The organism is Streptomyces platensis (assembly GCF_008704855.1).
Lineage (GTDB): Bacteria > Actinomycetota > Actinomycetes > Streptomycetales > Streptomycetaceae > Streptomyces > Streptomyces platensis.
The window spans coordinates 1-20,152 of record NZ_CP023691.1 but is presented as its reverse complement, the minus strand read 5'-3'; the positions used below and the strand labels follow the sequence as shown (position 1 = coordinate 20,152).

The following is a 20,152-nucleotide window of genomic DNA, read 5'->3' as shown; positions in this document are numbered from 1 at the left end:
AGGCGCAGGTCGGGCTTGCGCCGCATGCGCTGCGCAGCCAGTTTAGGGGGTGGTCCGGTCGGGGGTGGCTTGTTTGCGGCGTCTGCGGTGTTCGCGTTGTGCTTGGGCGCGGGCGCATTCGCGTGTGCAGTACTTGATGCCGCTGGTGCGGTTCTGGCCGTATGTGGCGCGGCCGCGCTGGCGGACGAAGGGGCGGCGGCAGGTTTCGTTGGCGCAGGTGCGGATGGTGGCGTCTTCGGCGAGGTGGTTGTACAGCTGGAGGAAGGCGACTGACAGGATGCTGGGGTAGCGGTCGGCCAAGTCGCCGATCCCGATGCTGAACCGCTGAAGCGCCGCATTCAGCGTGCTGCGCAGGTCGCCGATCCGAAGGTCCAGCGTGAGCTCGCGCAGGTGTTCCAAGTCCCGGGGAAAAACCTCTGGTTGGTCGTCGTTAGCCGCCTGCCACAGTGCCAGTTCGTCCTCGGTCACCGCCGCGTCCACGAGCGCGTCGAGTCCGCCCTCACGGCGTAGGGCAAGCCAGGTGGTGACAGCCTCCTGCGCCTGGGACACAAAAAGGGTGGCGAGTTCACCGTGCAGGGCGAACGGTCCGTGCATGGGATGGAGTTGTGCATCGAGCTCGGTGTAATGGTCGTGGTCCTCGACGTCCCAGCTGCCCGAGGCGATGTCCCCGCCCAGCGGCCCGTAAGTGCGCATGACGTGGGCGATCGCGTCGTGGTCTGCGGGATCGAGGTCCATGAGTTCGTGGAGGTAGAAGTCCTCCGGCAGCGCCACCGTGTCTCCCCGTAGTGGACGTGGGGATCCCAGACGATCCACTCGCCGTCGGCCCGTGCTCCGGGCATTGGCATCAACTCCGGTGCGGGTACCGGAGCTCCGGGCCAGAGCGTAGGACGAAAGCGTGGGTCTACGTATGACGTCATGCGGGGCATCATAGCCATGAGGCAGTAGCACGAAAAGAGGTTGATTCGTATTACGCAGCGTGAATCCCGGAGAGAGGAACCGTGGTGACGCACTGGCAGAACCGCAAGGCGATCGGCGACGCACACGAGCAGCGTGTCACCAAGACGCTGCGAGCCTGTGGGTGGACGGTGCAGCCTTGCGGCCAGGGCACCTACCCGCCCGCGATCCAGCACGCCCTGGCCCGCACCCACTCAGCGCTGCGCTACTTCCCCGATCTGATCGCCGCCCGCGACGGTGAGGTGATCACCATCGATGCCAAAGACCGCATGCCCAGCACTGACAGCGACCGGTACGCCATCAGCACCGCCACACTCAACGCCGGCCTGCTCTTCACCGCCGCCCACGCCCCGACCCCGCTGTACTACGTCTTCGGTGATCTCAAGGTCCTCACGCCCTCCGAAGTCCACCACTACACCACCCATGCTCGGCCTCACCGCAGCGGAGCCTGGGTCCTGGTCGCCACGAAACGAGCCCACCCCTTCGAAGAGGTCTTCGGTGCACCCCCTGCGCTCGCGGCATGAGTCCCCTATCAGCCGCCGATGTCCTCCAGCAGGTCCTTTACGACCTCTTCGATGCCTTTATCGACGGCGGCCATGTCCGCCTGGCAGATGAGTTGGGAGAGCAGCTTCATGTAGCCACCACGGCCCGGGAGCTGAGACCTGGGCCGCCAGGACCGGGCACTGGGCCTCGGGTCGGCCGAGGGCGAGAAGCGGCCTTCCTCGCCCAAGGATGTGAAGTGACCGGCGTAGACCTCTCCGTGGTCCAGGTTGCCCAGCCCCCATGTTGGAGCAGCGAACCGGGCTTGCGGTTCGTTCACGCCGACGTGTGCGACTACCTGGGCGCCGGCAAAGAGCCTTGCGGCGCGGCCAAATTCCGTGAGGGGCGCGGTCTGGTTCACCGACACCGAGCAAGTTGCTCCCACTGTGCCGCCAAGAGCCTGGCGCCTGGCGGCACAGCGTCTTCAGCCAAGCCGATGCCCGCCGCACACCCTCCGCAGCCCATGCGCGGCAAGTGGCTCGAAGGCCGCGCACGCGACTGACCGTCCTGCGGTGGCAGTACAGCCCGCCGGCGTGAACCGACCTACTCAAGCGCTGCGGCTTTACCAGCATCGCCGCCTGTGTATTGCCCGCCCACGAATCCGGGAAGCTCGGCACACTCATGGTGCAGGCCTGCACCCCGTGCGTTATCTAGCTTGCCAGACACAGGCCGCCAGTTCTCCAACCCTGGCCCTGGCCGCGGCTCGCCCTGCCGGGCGAAGTGCCGGGCGCCGGCGGAAAGCGGATGGAGAAGCGCTCGGCAGCGAAGTGGACCGTATGGCTGAGTGCTGCAGTGCACGACGCCTCCTCTTCTATCCACGAGGACGACCGATCAGACGACACGGATGGGGACGTGACGTCCAATCAACAGACTCTGGAGAGAATCGGCTTCGTCCTCCGGTACGGCGAGAGCCGCCAGCCGACGCGCACGGGTGACGGCTACGTACCACACACGCAGCGTTTCGTCGGTGGTGGGATCGCCAGTGGCCCAGCGGCGCACGCTCCCGGGCTCGGGCAGCAGAAGGAGCACGCCGTCGGCTTCGTCGCCTTTGAGCTGGTGGATGGTGTTGGTGCGTATCCCGCTGGCGGGGGTGGGCCGGGCGATGGTGGGGCGTCCGGCGAGTCGGCCGCGGGTGCCGTTCGGGGCCGCGCCGGGAAGCGGGGGCCAAACCTTCATCGCCTGCCATACCTGGCTGCCCCAGTCCTTGTTCGGGGTGGGCAGGCTGTGCAGGAAGGCGAAGGCCGTCCGGTTGACCTGGCTCAACGGCAGTCGGTGCGTGGCGCAGATGCGGTCCGGTCCGCCGGTCTCGTCGGGGAACCAGTAGCCGAACAGGGCGCGTACCGCAACCGCGCAGGCCCGGGTGAGGTCGGAGGGAGGGGCGCCTGGCGTGTGGGTCACAGTATGGGCCCAGGCCAGGCTGGTGATTGCATTGGCGTTGGGCCGCTCACGAGTGATTCCGGGCAGGGTGGCGTAGCGGTAGGCGGTCACCAGGCAGTCGTCGGGTGGGATGCCGTAGTCCTGGGCGAGGCCGCGGAAGGCCTCGACGATGCCCGTGCCCGTCAAGGCGTGCTGGTGGCGGCTACCGGTGGCAGCGAAGCGGGTGGGCAGCAGCAGCACGGGGATCGCTTCGTGCTGCTGCACAGAGACATCAGGGGCCCGGTTCCCGGCGCGCAGGGTGGCCGCCAGGCGGCAGATGACGGGGGAGCTGCGCCAGTTGCCGGTCAACCGTAGGGGAGCTGGCCCTAGCCGGGCCGTGAAGGCATGCAGAGCCTGCGGGTCGGCGCCACGCCAGGCGTAGATGGACTGGTCCGGGTCGCCGACCAGGACCAGCGGCAGCCCGGCCTCGTGCAGCCGCTTCAGGATCGCCAGGTCGGCAGCGGAGCAGTCCTGTGCTTCGTCGACAACCACCTCCGCGAACCGGGACAGCAACGGTGGCAGCACCTGGCCAGACGCCAAAGGATCGCGTAGGGCCCACAGGGCGAGCAGCCGCGTCTCGTGTCCGGTGTAGTAGCCCTGCTTGCACCAGGAGTTACGGGTCTCGAGGATTTTCCGCTGCCACGTGCTGCGACTGCACTCGCTGCCGTCGAGCGCTATGCGGGTGTCGCGGTCGAGGTCGTCCCAGGCGACTCTTTCACGAGCCGGTTTGACCGAAGGGTCCACGGTCAGGGGAAACCGGTGCAGGCCCAGCTCCCGGTCCAGCCCCTGCACTGGTGCCTTGACGCCCGCCCAGGACTCCAGCAGACGCGGCGCCGGCTGCGCCGGGCGCAGTGGCCGGACCAAAAACTCCCACAGGAACGAGTCCAACGTGCCGATGAAATGTGGAGCCTGCACCAGGTCAGCGCGACCCGCCAGGCGGCAGCGACGGGCCATCTGGTCCCGTGCCACGCGGGTGAACGAGATCAACGCGCGTCCCTGGCGCAGTGGTTGGACAGGTGCGGACAGGTGCCGTTCTGTGATCACCTGGGTCTTGCCGGCCCCCGGGCATGCCGGCACCCACGCGGGTGCCGGCACTGCGACCGCGGCTCGCTGCTGGGCCTCGGCACCGGCCCGCGCCCCCTCGGGCGAAGCGTGCCCGCTCACGGTGTGTCTGCTGCATCGTCGGCCGGGTCGGTGATGAAGTGGATCGCGCGCTCCAGGTAGGCCGGCACCTTGAACGGCACTGTCGGGTCGCTCAGGACATCGGCGAGTTCCTGGGCAAACCGGCCTTTGGAAATCTTGGTTCCCTTCGCCAGTTCGTCGGCGCCCGCGACCAGGGTGCGGCTGTCCTTGCCGACGAAGAGTTCACCGAAGGTGACAGCCGGATTCGGGGCTGCGAGCACCTGCTGCCAGCGCTTGTCTGAGCGGGGCGCGCACTGGAGGAACGCCGCACGCAATGCTTCGGTGTTCTCTGCGGACCACAGAGCCGGCTCCAGGGTGCGCGGCGCCGCGCACAGCTCCAATCGGCCCGGAGAGCCCCACCGTTGTGGCAGCGACCGTAGCGTGCCCAGTCGGCGTGGTTCTTCGGCCCCGGGCGGCACATCGGTGTCCGTGATCAGCGCCACGCGCCGGGCCAGGCACACCCCGTCAACCGGTGCCATCAGCACGCGCAGGTACACCTCGAATCCGACCCCGTCCACGATGACACGGGTGGCGCCGAAGAACCGCTCCAGCGCCTCGAATGCGCGCTGCCGCTTGTCTGGGTCCTCCTGCTGCTCCGGGGCCAGCACCCGCTGGGCCAGCGCGGGTAGCAGTAACAGCTCGGATATCCCTTCCACCAGGACAGCGCGCGAGGAGAACAGCAGCGCGCTCTTGGTGGCGTCCAGGTAGCGGTCCAGATGCCGCATCCGGTGCTTTTTCAACTCCAGCCGGGGTACCGGCAGTGGCCGGGCCTGCCAGCCGGTGGACAGCTGCGCTGGGCACCGGGCCATGACGATCAGATCCTCGACGCTGGCCGCGGCCGACAGGATGGGGGAGTGCGTCGTCACCAGCACCTGCAGATGCCCCGCCGGCTGCGACGGATCGGTCACCGGTCGATGGCGCGACTCGCGCGCCCGACGCTGCAGATAGCGCAGCAGCAGGGTCTGCAGCTGCGGATGCAGATGTGCCTCGGGCTCCTCCACCAGCAGGACCGTCAGATCGGCCTCGGCCGCCGCGTCCAGCTCCGCCATCACGGTGGCGATAAACAGGGTATTGGCGTAGCCCAGGCCGGAGGCGGCCAGGGGGGACGGCACACCACCCGCATCCCCCAGCAGCATCCGTAGCGACCGCGCGATCGAGGCGAATGTAGGCTCGGCCAGCGCCAGTTCACTGGCCTGTAGGTGCGCACCGGCCGTCAGCTTGCGTAACGGTGTATTGATCCGCTTGCTGACCGCGGTCACATCCTCGTCCTCGGTGACCGCCTTCAGCCCTTTACCGATCCGTGCAACGAAGGCATCCACCTGCTCCTCCGACCCCAGCAGACCTCGCAGGATCAGCCGGATCCGATCGCCGGCAGCCGACGCCAGCTCCCGCTCCGCATCCCTCAGCGCGGGCAGATACACGTGCCGGACCCCGCCGCGTGCCGGCGGCTCGCCGGTCACCGGATGCCCCGGACCCTGGGACCAAGCTGTGCTCCCGCGACGACCGCCGGGCTGCGGTGGTGCATACGACACCTGCCACCGTGCCGTCCCCGCATCAGCGGCGGTGCCGTGCACCATCGCCTCGAGATAGGCGCCACTGTGCGCCGGTGTGACATCTGCCAGATCCAACTGCAAGCATGGACCGCCTAGATGGACCGCCGCCTGCAGCACGTCGGCCTCCTCGAAATACCGCGACCGGCGGCCGTCCAGCGGATCGGTGAGCAGCCGCAGGGCATCCACGACCGTCGTCTTGCCTGCATTGTTCTCCCCGACCAGGACTGTCACCTCCGGCCGCAGCGGGATCAGAGCCCGCTCACACGACCGAAACCGCTCGACCAGCACCTGGGCCACATGCATACCCAACCCCTCCCCTCGCCCGCTGATCGTAAGCGGTGTGCCCGCCTTCAGGGGCCCCATAGGTTCCGGCACATGTTCATCGATTGGGATACCAGGGGGTCCTTCCGCCCCGAGGCAGGCAAGGAACCCGACCGGGATTACAAGGGGCGTCGACCCGTCAGTTCCTGCCATACGTCGCATGCGTCGTCGAGAGCCGCCCGAGCCTTCGGGAGCTGCGGATCGCTGCCGTGCCGGGCGCGCATCTCTTCCAGCAGTTCCCGCGCCGTCTCTACTGGTTCGGTCGCCTCCTGAGCCTCACGCAGCTCAGCCTCGAGCTTGTGGATATCGGCACACCGCAGCGCCTGGAGCTGGTTCGCTGCGACGGCCGCGTTCTGGAGCCGCACGCTGAACTGGCGCACTGTGTCTTCGGGGAATTCATCCCCCGCGAAGCGCTCCAGGCGCTCCCGCCCGTCCGGCTGGGTCAGGTACACGTACGACACGTGGGTGGAGCGGGCCAGATCGAACCGGACTTGTAAGCCGGCCAGCGGTACTTCGTCGTCTGCGACGAGGAGCGCGTGCTCGTGCAGAACGATCTGGCCCAGCTGATCGACGTGATCCCCACGGTTCGGCGTGCGCAGCTGCTGCAACTCGGCCTCCACTCGAGAGATCCGGCTCCGGTACGCCTTCTCCGCCCGCGTCACGGCCGTCTGGGCCTGCCGCAGCTCTCGGCGAGCCGTGCCCTTCAGCTGCCGCACAGCACCACGGGCACCGTCCAGGGCTTCCCGGTCTGCCCTGTACTGCTCATGGAAGGCGTACGCCCAGCCGCCCGGGAACTGCGCGAGTCGCCAGCCCACCCAGCCCACGCCGAGAGCCACTACGACGACGAGCCACCAGATCGCAGACACGTGCCCTCCCCGTTACGCCTCACGGCCGCACGGCCGCAGTCAACGACACCAATAGCGGCGGGAGTTGCTGCCGGTCAATACGACCTTGCCTCGAACACGCGACGCCCCCGGCAGGCTGGCCGTGGCCGCCTTCCGCAGCTTCAACTGCTGCAGGGCCCCGGGCTGCGGCTGAAGACATTCGCCGCCGGCACCCAGGGAGCTGCTTCGCCATGACGTCTCGGACGCCTGATGACGTTGTGCGGTGACGTGACCGTTGTGAGCGGATTCTCGAATTGGCTGCGGCGTGGCCCTGGGCGGGGGAAGAATCGCTTCCGTATCTGTGATCAAGGGGGCCGATATGACGACGTCGTTGCTCAAAGGCCAAAACGCTGCCCTCATGGCGGGGCAGGTGACCTTCACCGTTGCCGCAGCGAAGCCTGCGGTGGACGTCTCGGCACTGCTGCTGGGCAGCAACGGTAAGGTCCGCAGCGACAACGATCTCGTCTTCTACAACCACCCGGCTCAGGACGGTGTGCAGGCTTCGGGCCACACGGTGACGGCCGACCTGGACCGGATTCCCTCCGGCGTGGCCACGGTGGTGCTCGTCGCGAGCGTCGACCCGCTTCAGCCCGGGGCCGTGTTCACGACCGCGCCGCGGGTGAGCATCACTCAGGCCGGCACGGTCGGTATGGCTTTCACCGCCCCTGACTTCGGCGCCCGCGAGACGGTCGTGGTGCTCGCTGAGCTCTACCGCCGCGGTGACGGCTGGAAGGTCCGCGCCGTGGGCCAGGGCTACGCTTCCGGACTCGCGGGCCTCGCCACCGACTACGGCGTCGATATCGACGCCGATGCCGCCACCAGCACACCGCCCGCCATCGCGGTCCCTGCACAAGCGGGGCCCGCTGCAGGAGAGACGGTCAACCTGTCCAAGATCCAGCGCCAGGCCCCCGCTCTACTGGAGCCGGCCCGGCAGGCCGGACAAGCCCTCATGAACAGAGGGATCGCCAACCGTCGTGCCGCGGTCTACCTGATCCTCGATCACGACTACCACATGGAGGAGATGTACGAGTCCTTCGCCGTCCAGGCCTTCGCCGAGCGAGTGCTGGCACTCTCAGCCAACCTGGACGACGACGGCACTGTCCCCGTGGTCTTCTCCAGCGGGCGAGAACCGTTCCTCGAGGAGATCCGACTGGACAACTACCGCGGCCGCATCGGACAGCTACACACCCAGGTCGACTGGGGCTGGGGCAACGTGGCAGACGCCATGCGCCGCACGGTCGACCACTACCAGGAATCCGGAGCCGCCGACCCCGCCTTCGTGATCGTTCAGGTCGGCGACGAGCCCTGGGACAAGTCCGAAGTGCGCTCACTGCTGCAGAACACCGCCACCCTGGGGGTCTTCTGGCTCTTCGTAGGCTTCGGCCGCGGCAAGCTCGCCTTCTACAAGAACCTCAACGCCTCCGCCTCGGCATCCTTCAACAATGTCGCTTTCTACGACGCCAGCAAGAACCCCGGGGCCGTCCCAGGCAACCGCTTCTACACCGGCCTGATCGAAGCCTTCGGCAAATGGATGAAGCCGTAAGCAACGAACGGCACGAAACTGTGAGTCCGGAGCCGCGAGGACCCCGGGTTTGGTGCCGGTCTGGGAGGATGCCCCGGGTGGCTCAAACAACGGGCCCGCCGGTAAGTCCCCTCTTGTTGAGGTAGCCCTGCATGACGGTGGTCGAAGTTCCCCGATCCAATGGCCAGGACAAGCGGCCGTTGTTTCCGGATCAGGTTCAGGCGGTGCAGCGGGCGGCCAAGCATCTGCGCCGTCCCGGATCGCGGGGGCTGCTGGTCGCTGCGACGGGGACGGGCAAGACACTGGTGTCGGTCCGGGTCGCGGACGAACTCGACGCGCGGCTGGTGCTGTTCGTGGTACCGACGCTGGATCTGGCTGCGCAGACGGCTTTGGCATGGCGTCGCGACGGACACGGCGAGCACATGGTGATCGTGTCCTCGATGGACGCGGCCGGCCGGGAGGATCTGGTCGCGGCGCGGGTCGGCTCGACCAGCAACGCCCCCGCCCTCGCGGCGCTGCTGTCGGTGGTGGGGAAGGGGGCTGACCAGGTTCCTGCGGTGACGGTGATCTGCACCTACGACTCCCTCGACAAGATCGAACAGACGCAGAAGACGCAGTACACGGTGCCGCCGTTCGACCTCGCGATCATGGACGAGGCGCACAGGATCGCCGGCCGGGCGGACAAGAAGTGGGCGGCCGTCCACGACGCCACGCGCATCCACGCAGACCGTCGTCTCTACATGACCGCCACGCCGCGGATCTTCGGCTCGCCTGAGTTGGCGGAGTCCGCCAACACCACCCGCCCGCGTCGCCGCCGCTGGACCGGCACCGAGGCGGACCTCGACGCCTCCGCCAACTCCATGGACAACGAGGCCGTCTACGGCAAGAAGATCTTCGAATACCCACTCGCGTCCGCGGTGGCCGACGGCCGGGCAGCGGACTACCGCATCGTGGTACCCACCCTGGCCGACGCCGACCTGCGCACGCGCCTGAACCTGCCGACCCCCGGAACCACCGGCGACGACGGCATCAAAGGCGAGGCACAGGAGGCGCTGCGCACCACCGCGCTGCACCTCGCCGTCCTCAAAGCCATGACCGAACACCGGCTGCGCAGGGTGCTGGTGTACTTCACCCTCGTCTCCGACGCCCGCCGCTTCGCCCGCGAACTACCCCACACCCTGCGCATGCTGCGCCGCACTGCACCCGAGCTGTGCCCGGACATCACCCCGCAGCTGTTCTTCGCCCACGGCGAGCACACCCCCGCCCAGCGCCAGGACATCTTCGACGACTTCGCCGCCGCCTCCTGCGCGATCATGACCAACGCACGCCTCATCTCCGAAGGCGTCGACATCCCCAGCGTCGATGCGGTGGTCTTCGCCGACCCCACCCGCAGCGTCATCCGCTGCGTCCAGGCCCTCGGCCGCGCCCTGCGCCTGGATGTCTCCGGCAAGGTCGCCAGCCTCATCGTCCCGGTCTACGTCCCGCCCGGCGCTGACCCCGACGACATCCTCGGCACCGCCTACGAGCCGGTGTGGGCGATCGCCACCGCGCTGGCAAGCCACGACCACCGCATCCTCGAGCGCCTGCCCGACAAAGCCAACCGCCTACCGAAGGAGACCAGCGAGGTTATCGAGCGCCGCTGGCACTTCGACTTCACCGTCCACCCCGAGCGCATCGCCCGCGCCATGGACCTGGCCTCCTTCGACCCCCGCGACGCGGCCGCCTCCCGCTCCCGCCGCCTCGGCCTGGCCGCCGCCCAGGCATACCGCGACGAACACGGCCACCTCGACGTCCCCGCCGGCTACACCGACCCCGCCGGCTACACCCTGGGCACCTTCATCACCACCATGCGCGATGCCCGCACCGCCGGCCGTCTGGATGCGGACTGGATCGCCGAACTCGACGCCCTGAACATGATCTGGGACAAGCACGACGCCGCCTGGCGCGCCCGCCTGACCATGGCCGCCGACTACCACGCCGCCCACGCCCACCTCGCTTCCCCCGCCACCACCAAAGTCGGCGCCTGGCTCGCCGAACAACGTCACCTCGCCACCAAAGGCCAGCTGGACCCGGCACGCGCCGCCGACCTGGCGGCGCTCGATCCTCACTGGCGCCTGCCCCACGGCGCGGACTGGCACCGCAAGTACCACCTGCTCCATGGCCATCTCGCCGCCGGCCACGACCCGTCCGCCCTCACCCGCCACACCCTGCTCGGCACGGCCAAGATCGGCTCCTGGCTGCACAGACAGCTCACCACCTGGCACACCCTCCACCCCGGCCAGCAACGCCTCCTCTCCGGCCTCGGCCTGACCCCGGACACCAACCCTCTGGCCCCCACCCGCCGCACCCGCCGCACATTCGCACAGACCGTCCAGCTCCTGGAACTCTTCCTCCACCGCGAAGGCCGCGCCCCCACCGCCCGCGAGACGATCCGCGTCGACGGCGAAACCGTCAGCATCGGCGCCTGGCTCGCCAAGGCCCGCACCAAGCACCGCGCAGGTCAACTCCCCGACGAACACGTCCGCCTCGCCGCTGCCCTGTTCGACGGCGACTGGACCGAAGACACCGCCGCTCCCGCCATCCCGGCCTGACGCGCCGTGCGCGAAGGCACAGGCCTACGTTGCCGCGCTGCCTCATCGACGAGAGCGCGATGGGATGGTGTCACCAGCCGATCAGCGTGAGCAGAGCCCAACCATTGAGTAGGGATGGCTCATTTCCACTGAGAGCTACCGAATAGCGGCGGTGCGCAAGAGAACTGGTTCGCCTACTAGTTGGTCGTCGGTGCGCGTCGCGTATCAGTAATAGTTGAGAGCCTCCTCGCTCAGGTTACGGAGCGGGTGTAATGGCCTGATGCGATACTCATGGCGACGGTCCTTGAGGGTCTTGCCTGCCAGCAGTGGTGGCAAGCTTGATCCGTTTGACGACGGGCCTGATGCCGACGCATCGGTGCGGCTAGACGAGCTACGGGATGTGCCGGTCGTCGTAGTGCTGGGGGAGCGCGGCGCGGGCAAGTCTGTGGCCCTGGAACAGGAGCATGCCCTCCTCAGCGAGGAGGGCATTGAAGTCGCGCCCTTGCTGCATCTGGGCCGGGACATTTTCGATGTGGCCTCCGCGAGTAGCACCCTGGGCCAGCACCTGTGCCTGCACGCGAGAGTAGACCAGACTCGATATGTGCTGCTGGACGGGCTGGACGAAGGCCTGAGCGACATCCCTAGCCTCGACAAGGTTCTCCTGCACCAGTTGCGAGGGATGGATACGCCCCAGCGGGAGGGGCTGCGGCTACGGATCACCTGCCGTACCACCCGCTGGCCCGACGCCCTGGAAGGCAGACTGCGCGAGTTGTGGCCGGACCCTGGCCAGGTGGCGTTGATGACGCTCGCTGCGCTGACACGACACGACGTGCAGAGTGCAGCTGAGCAGCGTGGACTGGATGGCACCGCTTTTGCCGAGCAAGTTACTGGCCGGAGCGTTGAGGCCCTGGCTCAGCAGCCCGTCACGTTGACCCCGCTGCTGGAGGCTCAGGCCCAAGGCAAAGAACTCCCCCAAACGGTGGCCGATGCCTACGAGCAGGCATGCCGCACGCTGTGCACGGAGACCTGGTCGCAAGGGTTTACCCAGCGTCAGGAACGGCCTGCGGTGGATCACCTGCTGGAGGTGGCCCGCTGGGCTGCGGCTGCCCTCCAGTTCAGCTGCAGCCCGGCCCTCACAGACGGCGAGCCAGCGCTGGTGGGGGAACTGCACCTCGATAGCTTGTCCGGCCCCGGTATTCCCGGAATTGTCCCGGAACTGACATGCCGCCGCCACGAATTGCTGCACCTGACCGAGTCCGGCCTGCTGACGGCGGTGGGCCAACGCCGATGGGTGTTCGCACACCGCAGCTACCAGGAGCACCTGGCGTCGCAATACCTTCATGCCCGCATCGCCCCGGCGGTGCGGGGAGAGCTGCTGTGGGCGGGCAGCGGCCCGGCGCGCCACGTACTGCCTGAGCACGAGGAGATCGCGGCCCGTCTGGCCGTCGACGATCCGGGTCTGTTCGAGGACCTACTCACCCACGACCCCTTGATCCTCCTGCTGGCCGATCTTCCCGCCCTGCCAGCCGGGCACCGGCAGCGGACCGCCCAGGCTCTCCTGGAAGCGGCCCCTGACGAGGGCTCCAAGCGCCTCGACTTCGCTCTGCTGGAGAGGCTGGACCACCCCGGTCTCGCCGAACAACTTAAGCCCTTCCTGGCCCGCAAGACGGACCTGAACCAGATGTACCTGGCCCTGTGGATCGCTGCGAAGTGCCACCCGGCCCATCTGATGACGACTCTGCTTTCAACGGCGGAAGACACCACCCTGCCGACACGCTTTCGCTCCTTCGCGTTGCACGCACTGGGCGAGGAGCACGTGATGGGCGGCGAGGTGATCGCACGCCTGCGCCACTTGGCCGCTGATGCGCGCCCCGGCGTCGCCGAGGCGGCGCTAAGGCACTTGTGGCCGCAGCACCTCAAGCTGGCCGAGTATTTCGACCTGCTTCCCGCCCAGCAGTCATGGACCTACCGGCCGACGCTAGAAACGCGCATGGACCTGGTCACCGCAGAGCTTCTCGACGATGCGCTGGACTGGTCGATCAAAACCCTCCAGGCTCAAGACCCCAAGTCACTGATGGCCACAGCCCTGCTGGCCCGATGCATCCGCCTCATCGGCAAGCAAGAAGCTATGAGCGCGAAGCCTCATGAGGAGCGGGCGGGCCAGGCGCTCGTCGCGCTGGCGGCCTACCCCGAGCTGTCCCACACCGTCGAGTCCCGCACCGTGCTCGAGTACCTGTACGACTCTCTGAACATCGCGCCGTCCCTGCGCCGCCGGCTTGCCGACTACGTCCTGCACCACAGCAACCAGGAGCACATCCTGGAAATCACCTTCGCCACACCGGACGTGGGCCTGTTCTCGGGCGAGGACCTGCTCTATTGGGCCGAGCGGTGGCCGCACCTTCCTCAGAAGGCGCGGCGCAATGCACAACCGCTGTTCAGCCGTTCGCCTCGCCCGGATGATGAGCTGCTGCGGGAGGCCGTCGAGGGGGCCCGGCAGGCGGACGAGGAGCTCCGCGACGCCACCGCTTGGTGGGATGCTCCACTCCCGGAGTGGCAGCGCCGCAGGCGGGAGCGGGAAGAGGAACAGCGGCGCCGCCACACCTTCGACGAGGGGCAGTTCACCGCCGCGCTGGAGATGGTGCACACGGCCGAGCCGGAAGGAGTGCGCGCGGCCTGGGGCGCTGTCCTCGGCCACCTCTACCGCAGCAGCGACGGCCGGTGCGCTGAACAGTCTTCACGCCTCGGCGCGGTCGCCGCGGCACCTTCATGTCCGCCGCCGGACAGTGCTCTGGGCGAGAAGCTGGCTGAGGCCGCCGTGCGGGTTGTGGCCACAGCTCCGGCGTGGAGCGCGCACAACGTCGCGACGTGGGGCACCGAGTGGGCAGATGTACCGGAACTATCCGCAGCCGGATTCGTTCCGGCGAGTGTTTGGGAGTCCGCAGTACCGGGCACAGACGTCGACCGGTGGGCTGGTTGGGCACTGGCTCTAGCTACGATGACACTCTCGGCGCAGGACCAGGCGTTGCATCACAGCCTGTTCGCGCAGTGCGCTCGCCATGCAGGAGTCGCGTTCGAGACGGCGCTCGTTACCTGTCTGGACCGCCTCGACTCCTACCGGCTCGCGGAACTGGTCCGTTTCCTGCACGAGCGGGGCGCGGACGACGAGGTCGGCCTCGTTCGAGACTGGGCTGCTCTTCCCGGCCGCTGTGACGCATCCTGGGCCGCAGTGGTGAGAACGCTTTCCGACCTCGGTGACAGCGTCGCCCGCGCGCTGTTAAAGCACACTGTGGCGGCCGAGCCGCCCCACAATACACCGAAAGCCGCGGAACGCTGGATCACCGCGGTGCAAACCCTCATGGCCTACGACGACCTGCCCGAGAGCTGGCCGCACATCCGCCAGGCTTTCGACGACACCCAGCTGTGCCACGCGGTGATCGACAGCGTCGTTACCGTCGGCCCCGGCCGCTGGCCCGCAGGTGTCGCAGGACTTGACGAAGCCGATCTCGCAGACCTCTACGTGCGCCTGTGCGAGAGGGAAGAGCTTAACCGGCCCCGGCCCGAGCATGAGTCGGGTGTCGCCTACTGGATCACCACAGAGGAGACGCTCCACGAACTTGCGGACGCTCTGCCCCAGCTGATCGCCAACAAAGGAACACTCTGCGCGGCTGACCAGCTCAGCCGCCTGGCCACATCAACTGCCCATGGCCCCGCACGGCTACGGAGACTGGCCCGCCGCACCGCCCGCCAGGCAGCCCAGCGTCAGTGCCGGCCGCTGCCCGTGCAGCAGTTGCGGAAACTGGCGGCCGATCACAGTCTCCGCGTGATCACCGATGAGGCCCAGCTCCTCGACGTCGTCATGGAGGCGTTGGACCGCGTCCAGGAGGCGCTGTCGGGCCCCAACGGGATAGCCATTCTGTTGTGGAACCGCGCTGCCGCGGCCGGCGACGCTGAGATGTGGCCGATGTGGGAGGAGGACTTCAGCGACCTCGTCATGGGCCTGCTGAAGATTCACCTCGACGGGCGGCGCATCATCCTCAACCGCGAGGTCCAAGTCGACCGCCCAGGCGCCGGAGGAGGCCGCACAGACATCCACGTGCAGGCGGCCGACCCTTCCCAGGGCACTGAGCCCTTCACCGTGGTCATCGAATCCAAGGGCTGTTGGAACCGTGGTTTGCCCACCGCGCTGACGGATCAGCTAGTGACCCGCTACCTGGGCCGGCCTCACACCGCAGGCATCTTCCTGGTCGGCTTCTTCGACTGTGACCTGTGGCGACCGGAGAGGCGGCGCTGCTCGCCGCACCACACCATGCAGCAGATCGAACGTCAGCAGGAGAAACTGGCCACCGAACACGAGGTCGCGGTCCGTGCCAGAGTCCTCGACTGCAGGCCCCCTGGCGCCCAGACGGACTGACAGCGAGCCCACGTCTACGCCAGCTGGCCCGTGAGGGCACAGGAAGGAGATAGCGGTCCCGCACAACGTGCGAGGGAGTGCGGGACCGCCTGCTGTCCTGTCACAGCGGGGCTGTGCGCTGACCGTACGGCGAGGCGAGCCACTGGGCACGGCAACGGCACCCAGGAACCGCCAGCCGAGCGACGACGGGCCGCCGCAGACGCTGCCACCGGGTAAGGGGAGGGGCACAAAAGACAAACGTGCTCGCGTTGCCTTGCCCGGCACGCACCTGCTGCTCTTCGTGCGCCGGCCCCGCTTCGGATGGGCGACAGCTGTCCGCGGCAGGCTCCTCGCTTTCACTGTCGCCCAGTGGCGCTCATCCGCCGCCCGTGTAGCAAAACTCCAGGAGTAGTTGCCCCACTGGCCGGATGTCAGACGGCCCGTGCCACGGCGTCGTGCAGTTCGCGTACGCCGTTGGTGCGGGGGTGACGCTCGGCCAGTTCGTCGACGATGCCGCGGATCGCGGGCCGGTCGCGGACCTCGGCGGGGCTGGCTCGGTAGGCGCCTAGGAGGGCGCGGGCGGTTTGCTCGGGGCGGTTCCATGCCCACCAGGCTCGTGCCATGTTGTGGCTATGGTTTGGAGCTGACCGTTGACCGCTGGCAGTGCCGGATGCGACTACCGGCTCTGGGCAGCATCGATGAGGATCTGCGCGATCTCTCGAAGGGGATCCCAGCGCTCGTCCAGTGGCACCTGTCCAGCTTCCGCAGCGTCAAGCAGAGCATCGATCCTCTCTTCGACGTAGCGCTTGTTCTGCAGTTCTCCCTGCCATGTGTTCACCGATCTGTTCAGCGATGTCCACTGGATGGGGACGGGATTTCCATCAGGTCCGATGAGGCAGTCCAGCCCGAAGTAGAACTCGACGGAGCAAGCCCGGCCGTTGACGTCGTCCTGGCTTGGGCCCGAAGGTCCGTGGGTTGGATAAGCGCGCGCGTAGTCCAGATCGGGCAGATTGCGAGCGATGTAGTTCTTGGGAAGAGCCGGGTTGGCCAAGGACTTCAGTGCAGCCAGTCCAGCGGCATCGTTGTCGACGAGGGCGATGACACGGTTCATCACACCTGCGGCTGCGAAGCTCCTGAGGTTGGCGACCACCCGATCCGTCCCGCCCGCAGCCTTGGTTTCCTCAAGGTTCCAGAAGGCGAAGTAGCCGGCGATGTCGGGCCTGACGATACGTAGCGCCCGGCCTAGGACACGGGAGTCGTACTTCCCCTCGGTGATGACGATGACAGGTCCACTACTCGCCATCTCATCTCGCAGCTGCTGGAGGGCCTCGGTCGAGACTGCCTCACTGCTCTCGAAGTAGCCAGCGATAAGCAGGTCACTCAGGTCAAGTTGTAGGACCTCTTCCGGAGCTTGGGAACTAAGGATCAGGGCAAGGAAGAGCCTCGGATCGACTGCGAGGTCGTCAAAGAAGAAGTCCAGCTGCGAAACACAAATTTCTTCCAGCTCGGCCAGCTCTGGGTGATCGTCCCCCACTTTCCAGTTCCCGAAGGCCTCCGCTCGCTTGAGATAGGCCGCGATCCCCGTGGCAAGGACCTCGGCGGCAGAGATCCGATGGCAGATCTCCTGCTTCCCGTCGCGTGTGGGACGGCTGCTGAGAACCAGTAGACCGTCCTCCATGTCATCCTCGTTGACGCCTTCGAGATCCTTGATCATCTCTTGGCTGCATCGATCGGGATCGAAGCCCATCAGCTTGAGGCGAGTCATGATCGTCTCGACTGTGGTCCGGTAACCGAAGAGCTCACGATGGTCGAAGCCCTCGAAATCATCGAGCTCGTCCCACGCTGCCTCACCACGCGCGTTGGCCTCGTCGATGCGCCGAGCCCATTCGAGGTGCTGGTACTTGTCTTCCTCACGGAAGACCGTCATGAGCTTGGCGGGCGTCTCGTTCTTCCCGCCCCTGATGTCCCTGCCGCCCAGCAGGAGGGTCCATATGTCCCCCATGCGCCTCTCCGATCGGTGTGCTGCGAGATCATTTGGTGCTCATAGTTTCAAACGTTGACCTTTCAGGGTCGTCGTTGCCGAGCTGGATCGATGCGGGTGACCTTGGCGGATGCTTCCAGTGCTCGTCGAAGCTGTGCGTTCTCAGAAGCGAGGCGTTGGATCTGGGCCGCAGCAAGCTTCAGATGTCCTCTGAGGGTTCGATTGGCGATCTTGAGCTTGGCGTTCCTCCCGACGACCGTGTCGAGCCGGGTTCGACGCTCCTCGCCGGAGGAACCGCCTGACGAAGAGCGGCTCTCGGTGATCTCGCGAGCGATGTGAGGAAGGTGGCGGCGGAACGTCGTGTTGCTCAAGCCGAGCTTCCTGGCCAGGGCGAGAACGCTGGGCGCCTTGCCTTCGTCGGCTGCCTGTCGTCGGAGCTCCTCAAGGACAGCGCGGACCCTGAGCTCTGAGGGGACTGCGAGTTGGCGGGTCATGCGGTCGCCTCCAGATGCGGGGTGTTGCGGGCGAGGAAGGCAACAATCTCTTCCCGTCGCTCGATGAGCCGCTGCATCCACCCTGGCCACAGAACCGGAGGCCGGCCCGGTCCGCTCGGTGCGGGATGTCGTGCCGGCCGACCTGTGGGACAAGCAGGTCGCACTCCTGATGCGCGACTACCCCTACGACTCGATCATGGCCGCTCGCGTCTTGGGCCAGGGGTACGCCTACCTCCTGACCGCGATGGCCCACCGGGGCGAGTCGCTGGGGCTCGCGCCCCAGCACGCTCGTCGACATCGGCGTCCACACGATCATCCTCGACACCGTGAACTACGCCGAGCTGTGCAACACGTACAACAACGGGCACTTCCTGCATCACGTGCCCCTCGTCGAGTTCAAGAACGACGGCTCCGTGATCAAGACGACCCACCGGATCGCCGCCGACGGCTGGGAGGTCGACCTGTCGCTGTGGACCGACGCAGCGACCTGAGGCCCGTGCCACCCCGGCAACGACTCGCACTGATCACTTCATCTCGGTGCCCCAGTCCGGCCGACCGGGCTGGGGCACCGAACATGCGCGGGTGACGTTCCGCCGAACCGGCCCAACGCCGGGCCACACCCCGTCAGGATGGGGCGGGTGACGACCAACACCACAGACCTCTGGCACCACTACGGCCGCACCCGCGCCGCCACCGACCGGACCGTCCCCGAGGCATTCCACTGGACGTGGAGCCAGGACGGCGGGCCTGGCCCGGAAGCCCTCGGTGACCTGACCGGGCGAGTCGTCGGCGACCTCGGCTCCGGCGCCGCCCGGCACGCTGCCCATCTGGTCGTCCACCACGAGCCCGCCCAGGTCATCGCGGTTGACGTCTCGCCCGCACAGTACGAGATGGCCACCGACCTCTTCGGTCACCTCGCGCCGCGTCTGCGCATCATGCCGTCCGACGTGGTGGACCACCTGCACGCCATGCCCGACACCTATGACGTGCTCTACAGCGTCTTCGGCGCAGTGGACTTCGCAGACCCCCGCGAACTGCTGCCGGCAGCGTCCGCTGCGCTGCGGCCCGGTGGACGGTTGGGGTTCTCCACCCTCGCCCACTACCTAAGCGGCGCGCCCGCGCAGCCCGATGTCGTGGCCGCTGATATCCCGGCGAAGACACCCGATGGCGAGGCGACCACGATGCGCCGCTGGGTGCTCCAGGAGCACGTCTGGACGAAGGTCCTCGACGAGGCCGGGTTCACCGACATCAGCACTGACGTGCTGCCGGCCGCCAAGGGCGGGCAGCGCACCGCTGACACGCTACTCGTGACGGCCTTCCGCCCGGCCTAACCGCGGCCGGCCGGAGAGCACCGAGCAGCCAGGGCGCGGTTCGGGATCTCGAAGGAGGCCCGAGATGCGACTCGCCAACCCACGCCGCAGAAGCCCCCTGAGAGTATTGCGATGAGCGCAATATTTTGCGACCATCGCAATATGACCTCGATTGGTGACATCGCGGCAATCCGATTCCCACTGCCGCCGCCGGGCTCGGTCACCCCGCCCGACCTCTACTTTGACGCCTGCGAACAGGCCGAACGCCTCCGCACAGAGGAGGCGGAGCACCTGGAGGCCGCGAGCGAGGGCCTCGAAGCCGACCCGTTGCTCTTGGCCCTCGAAGACGCCCGAGCCCGCAAAGCGGCAGCGGATGCCGAGATCCGCCGACTCCTCGCCTACGGAAGGGAGTTCCACGGCCCCCGCCCGTACCGCCTGGACTCCCTGGCTCAGGCCAGCGGCATGACGATCTCAGGCATCCGCACCGCTTACGGAATACGCGAAATCCAAGAGGTCGAGCATGCAATCCACCGGGAACCGAATCGGCGAACCACCAAATCCCCCACGAAGGAGGCTCCTGACCACTGACCAGGACACCTGCCTCTGTCCCACCTGATCACACCGTCACATTCGCCCCGACTCACAGCCTCGCCTGCGAGCTCAACATGCCGTCCCTTTCGAGAGGACGCCCAGGAAGGGCACGAGCACGAGATCTGGATCCACCAAAAATCTTAACCCAAGGAAGCACCCCCTCTCAGGGGCTACTCTGGCGTACCGTCACCCCTACCTCGTAGCCCGCCATTTGACCCGCGAAGCGGGCCAAAGTATCGGAGGCGGAGCCGGAGAGCTTGAGGCAGGGGGGCGCAGCGGACCTGTCTTCAGGTCTTGTTGCAGCGAAGCGGAGACAAGACCTCGGCCTGAGCGAAGCGAGGGCCGCCCCCGATGCGAAGCATCGGGGGCGCGGGTGCGAAGCACCCGCAACTGCCCCGCAACGCGGGGCAGTTCACTCAGAGCACGCGCAGCGTGCTCTTACCC

Annotated in this window: 13 protein-coding genes and 2 pseudogenes; 7 read left to right on the top strand and 8 right to left on the bottom strand. The window is 67.4% G+C overall.

Annotated elements, in window-relative coordinates:
* Positions 1–42 precede the first annotated feature (42 nt).
* A complete protein-coding gene (locus tag CP981_RS00075) occupies positions 43–771 on the bottom strand; it encodes a CGNR zinc finger domain-containing protein (RefSeq protein ID WP_244329450.1) in 729 nt (242 codons plus the stop codon).
* Positions 772–1,001: 230 nt separating this feature from the next.
* Here CP981_RS00075 and CP981_RS00070 point away from each other — a divergent pair, with 230 nt between their 5' ends.
* On the top strand, positions 1,002–1,478 hold the full coding sequence (locus CP981_RS00070; protein ID WP_085928449.1) for a hypothetical protein: 477 nt from the start codon (positions 1,002–1,004) through the stop codon (positions 1,476–1,478).
* Between the two features lie 8 nt (positions 1,479–1,486).
* Here the strand turns inward: CP981_RS00070 and CP981_RS00065 are convergent, their stop codons facing one another.
* The 4 genes from CP981_RS00065 to CP981_RS00050 form a co-directional block, all read right to left on the bottom strand.
* Positions 1,487–1,774 carry a hypothetical protein gene (locus CP981_RS00065; protein ID WP_150522301.1) on the bottom strand — a complete coding sequence of 96 codons (288 nt, stop codon included), beginning with the start codon at positions 1,772–1,774 and terminating at the stop codon, positions 1,487–1,489.
* 551 nt (positions 1,775–2,325) lie between these two features.
* Complete coding sequence (locus tag CP981_RS00060) at positions 2,326–4,005, bottom strand: UvrD-helicase domain-containing protein (RefSeq protein ID WP_158092711.1); 1,680 nt, start codon at positions 4,003–4,005, stop codon at positions 2,326–2,328.
* Between the two features lie 65 nt (positions 4,006–4,070).
* Positions 4,071–5,948, bottom strand: a complete 1,878-nt coding sequence (locus tag CP981_RS00055) for an ATP-dependent nuclease (protein ID WP_158092712.1) — start codon at positions 5,946–5,948, stop codon at positions 4,071–4,073.
* A gap of 137 nt (positions 5,949–6,085) precedes the next feature.
* Entirely contained in the window at positions 6,086–6,832 is a 747-nt protein-coding gene (locus CP981_RS00050) for a hypothetical protein (protein WP_085928453.1), read from the bottom strand.
* A 337-nt stretch (positions 6,833–7,169) separates the two neighbouring features.
* On the opposite strand from CP981_RS00050, the gene CP981_RS00045 reads away from it, so the two are divergent.
* The 3 genes from CP981_RS00045 to CP981_RS00035 all read left to right on the top strand — a co-directional run bounded on the left by CP981_RS00045 (position 7,170) and on the right by CP981_RS00035 (position 15,353).
* Complete coding sequence (locus CP981_RS00045) at positions 7,170–8,393, top strand: VWA domain-containing protein (RefSeq protein ID WP_085928461.1); 1,224 nt, start codon at positions 7,170–7,172, stop codon at positions 8,391–8,393.
* A gap of 131 nt (positions 8,394–8,524) precedes the next feature.
* A complete protein-coding gene (locus CP981_RS00040; protein WP_085928454.1) occupies positions 8,525–10,963 on the top strand; it encodes a DEAD/DEAH box helicase in 2,439 nt (812 codons plus the stop codon).
* A 292-nt stretch (positions 10,964–11,255) separates the two neighbouring features.
* Positions 11,256–15,353 (top strand): hypothetical protein, encoded by a 4,098-nt coding sequence (locus tag CP981_RS00035; RefSeq protein WP_143659083.1) that lies wholly within the window; start codon positions 11,256–11,258, stop codon positions 15,351–15,353.
* Between the two features lie 410 nt (positions 15,354–15,763).
* Here the strand turns inward: CP981_RS00035 and CP981_RS00030 are convergent.
* The 3 genes and pseudogenes from CP981_RS00030 to CP981_RS00020 form a co-directional block, all read right to left on the bottom strand.
* Positions 15,764–15,958 (bottom strand): annotated as a pseudogene (locus CP981_RS00030) (transcriptional regulator); the annotation flags it as partial.
* A gap of 50 nt (positions 15,959–16,008) precedes the next feature.
* Positions 16,009–17,334, bottom strand: coding sequence for a HEPN/Toprim-associated domain-containing protein (locus CP981_RS00025; protein WP_085928456.1), 1,326 nt, complete (start codon positions 17,332–17,334; stop codon positions 16,009–16,011).
* Positions 17,335–17,396: 62 nt separating this feature from the next.
* Positions 17,397–17,807, bottom strand: coding sequence for a LexA family transcriptional regulator (locus CP981_RS00020; protein WP_143659085.1), 411 nt, complete (start codon positions 17,805–17,807; stop codon positions 17,397–17,399).
* A gap of 169 nt (positions 17,808–17,976) precedes the next feature.
* On the opposite strand from CP981_RS00020, the pseudogene CP981_RS00015 reads away from it, so the two are divergent.
* The 3 genes and pseudogenes from CP981_RS00015 (at position 17,977) to CP981_RS00005 (ending at position 19,705) form a co-directional block, all read left to right on the top strand.
* Positions 17,977–18,298: pseudogene (locus tag CP981_RS00015) on the top strand (glycine-rich domain-containing protein).
* A 138-nt stretch (positions 18,299–18,436) separates the two neighbouring features.
* Positions 18,437–19,138 carry a class I SAM-dependent methyltransferase gene (locus tag CP981_RS00010; protein ID WP_085928458.1) on the top strand — a complete coding sequence of 234 codons (702 nt, stop codon included), beginning with the start codon at positions 18,437–18,439 and terminating at the stop codon, positions 19,136–19,138.
* 111 nt (positions 19,139–19,249) lie between these two features.
* Complete coding sequence (locus CP981_RS00005) at positions 19,250–19,705, top strand: hypothetical protein (protein WP_143659086.1); 456 nt, start codon at positions 19,250–19,252, stop codon at positions 19,703–19,705.
* Positions 19,706–20,152: the final 447 nt, after the last annotated feature.

What these genes read in the sequence shown, in the direction of transcription:
- CP981_RS00055 (WP_158092712.1), bottom strand. Translation starts at nt 5,948, where the DNA reads ATGCATGTGGCCCAGGTGCTGGTCGAGCGGTTTCGGTCGTGTGAGCGG.
- CP981_RS00045 (WP_085928461.1), top strand. Translation starts at nt 7,170, where the DNA reads ATGACGACGTCGTTGCTCAAAGGCCAAAACGCTGCCCTCATGGCGGGG.
- CP981_RS00040 (WP_085928454.1), top strand. Translation starts at nt 8,525, where the DNA reads ATGACGGTGGTCGAAGTTCCCCGATCCAATGGCCAGGACAAGCGGCCG.
- CP981_RS00025 (WP_085928456.1), bottom strand. Translation starts at nt 17,334, where the DNA reads ATGGGGGACATATGGACCCTCCTGCTGGGCGGCAGGGACATCAGGGGC.
- CP981_RS00020 (WP_143659085.1), bottom strand. Translation starts at nt 17,807, where the DNA reads ATGACCCGCCAACTCGCAGTCCCCTCAGAGCTCAGGGTCCGCGCTGTC.
- CP981_RS00010 (WP_085928458.1), top strand. Translation starts at nt 18,437, where the DNA reads ATGGGGCGGGTGACGACCAACACCACAGACCTCTGGCACCACTACGGC.
- CP981_RS00005 (WP_143659086.1), top strand. Translation starts at nt 19,250, where the DNA reads ATGAGCGCAATATTTTGCGACCATCGCAATATGACCTCGATTGGTGAC.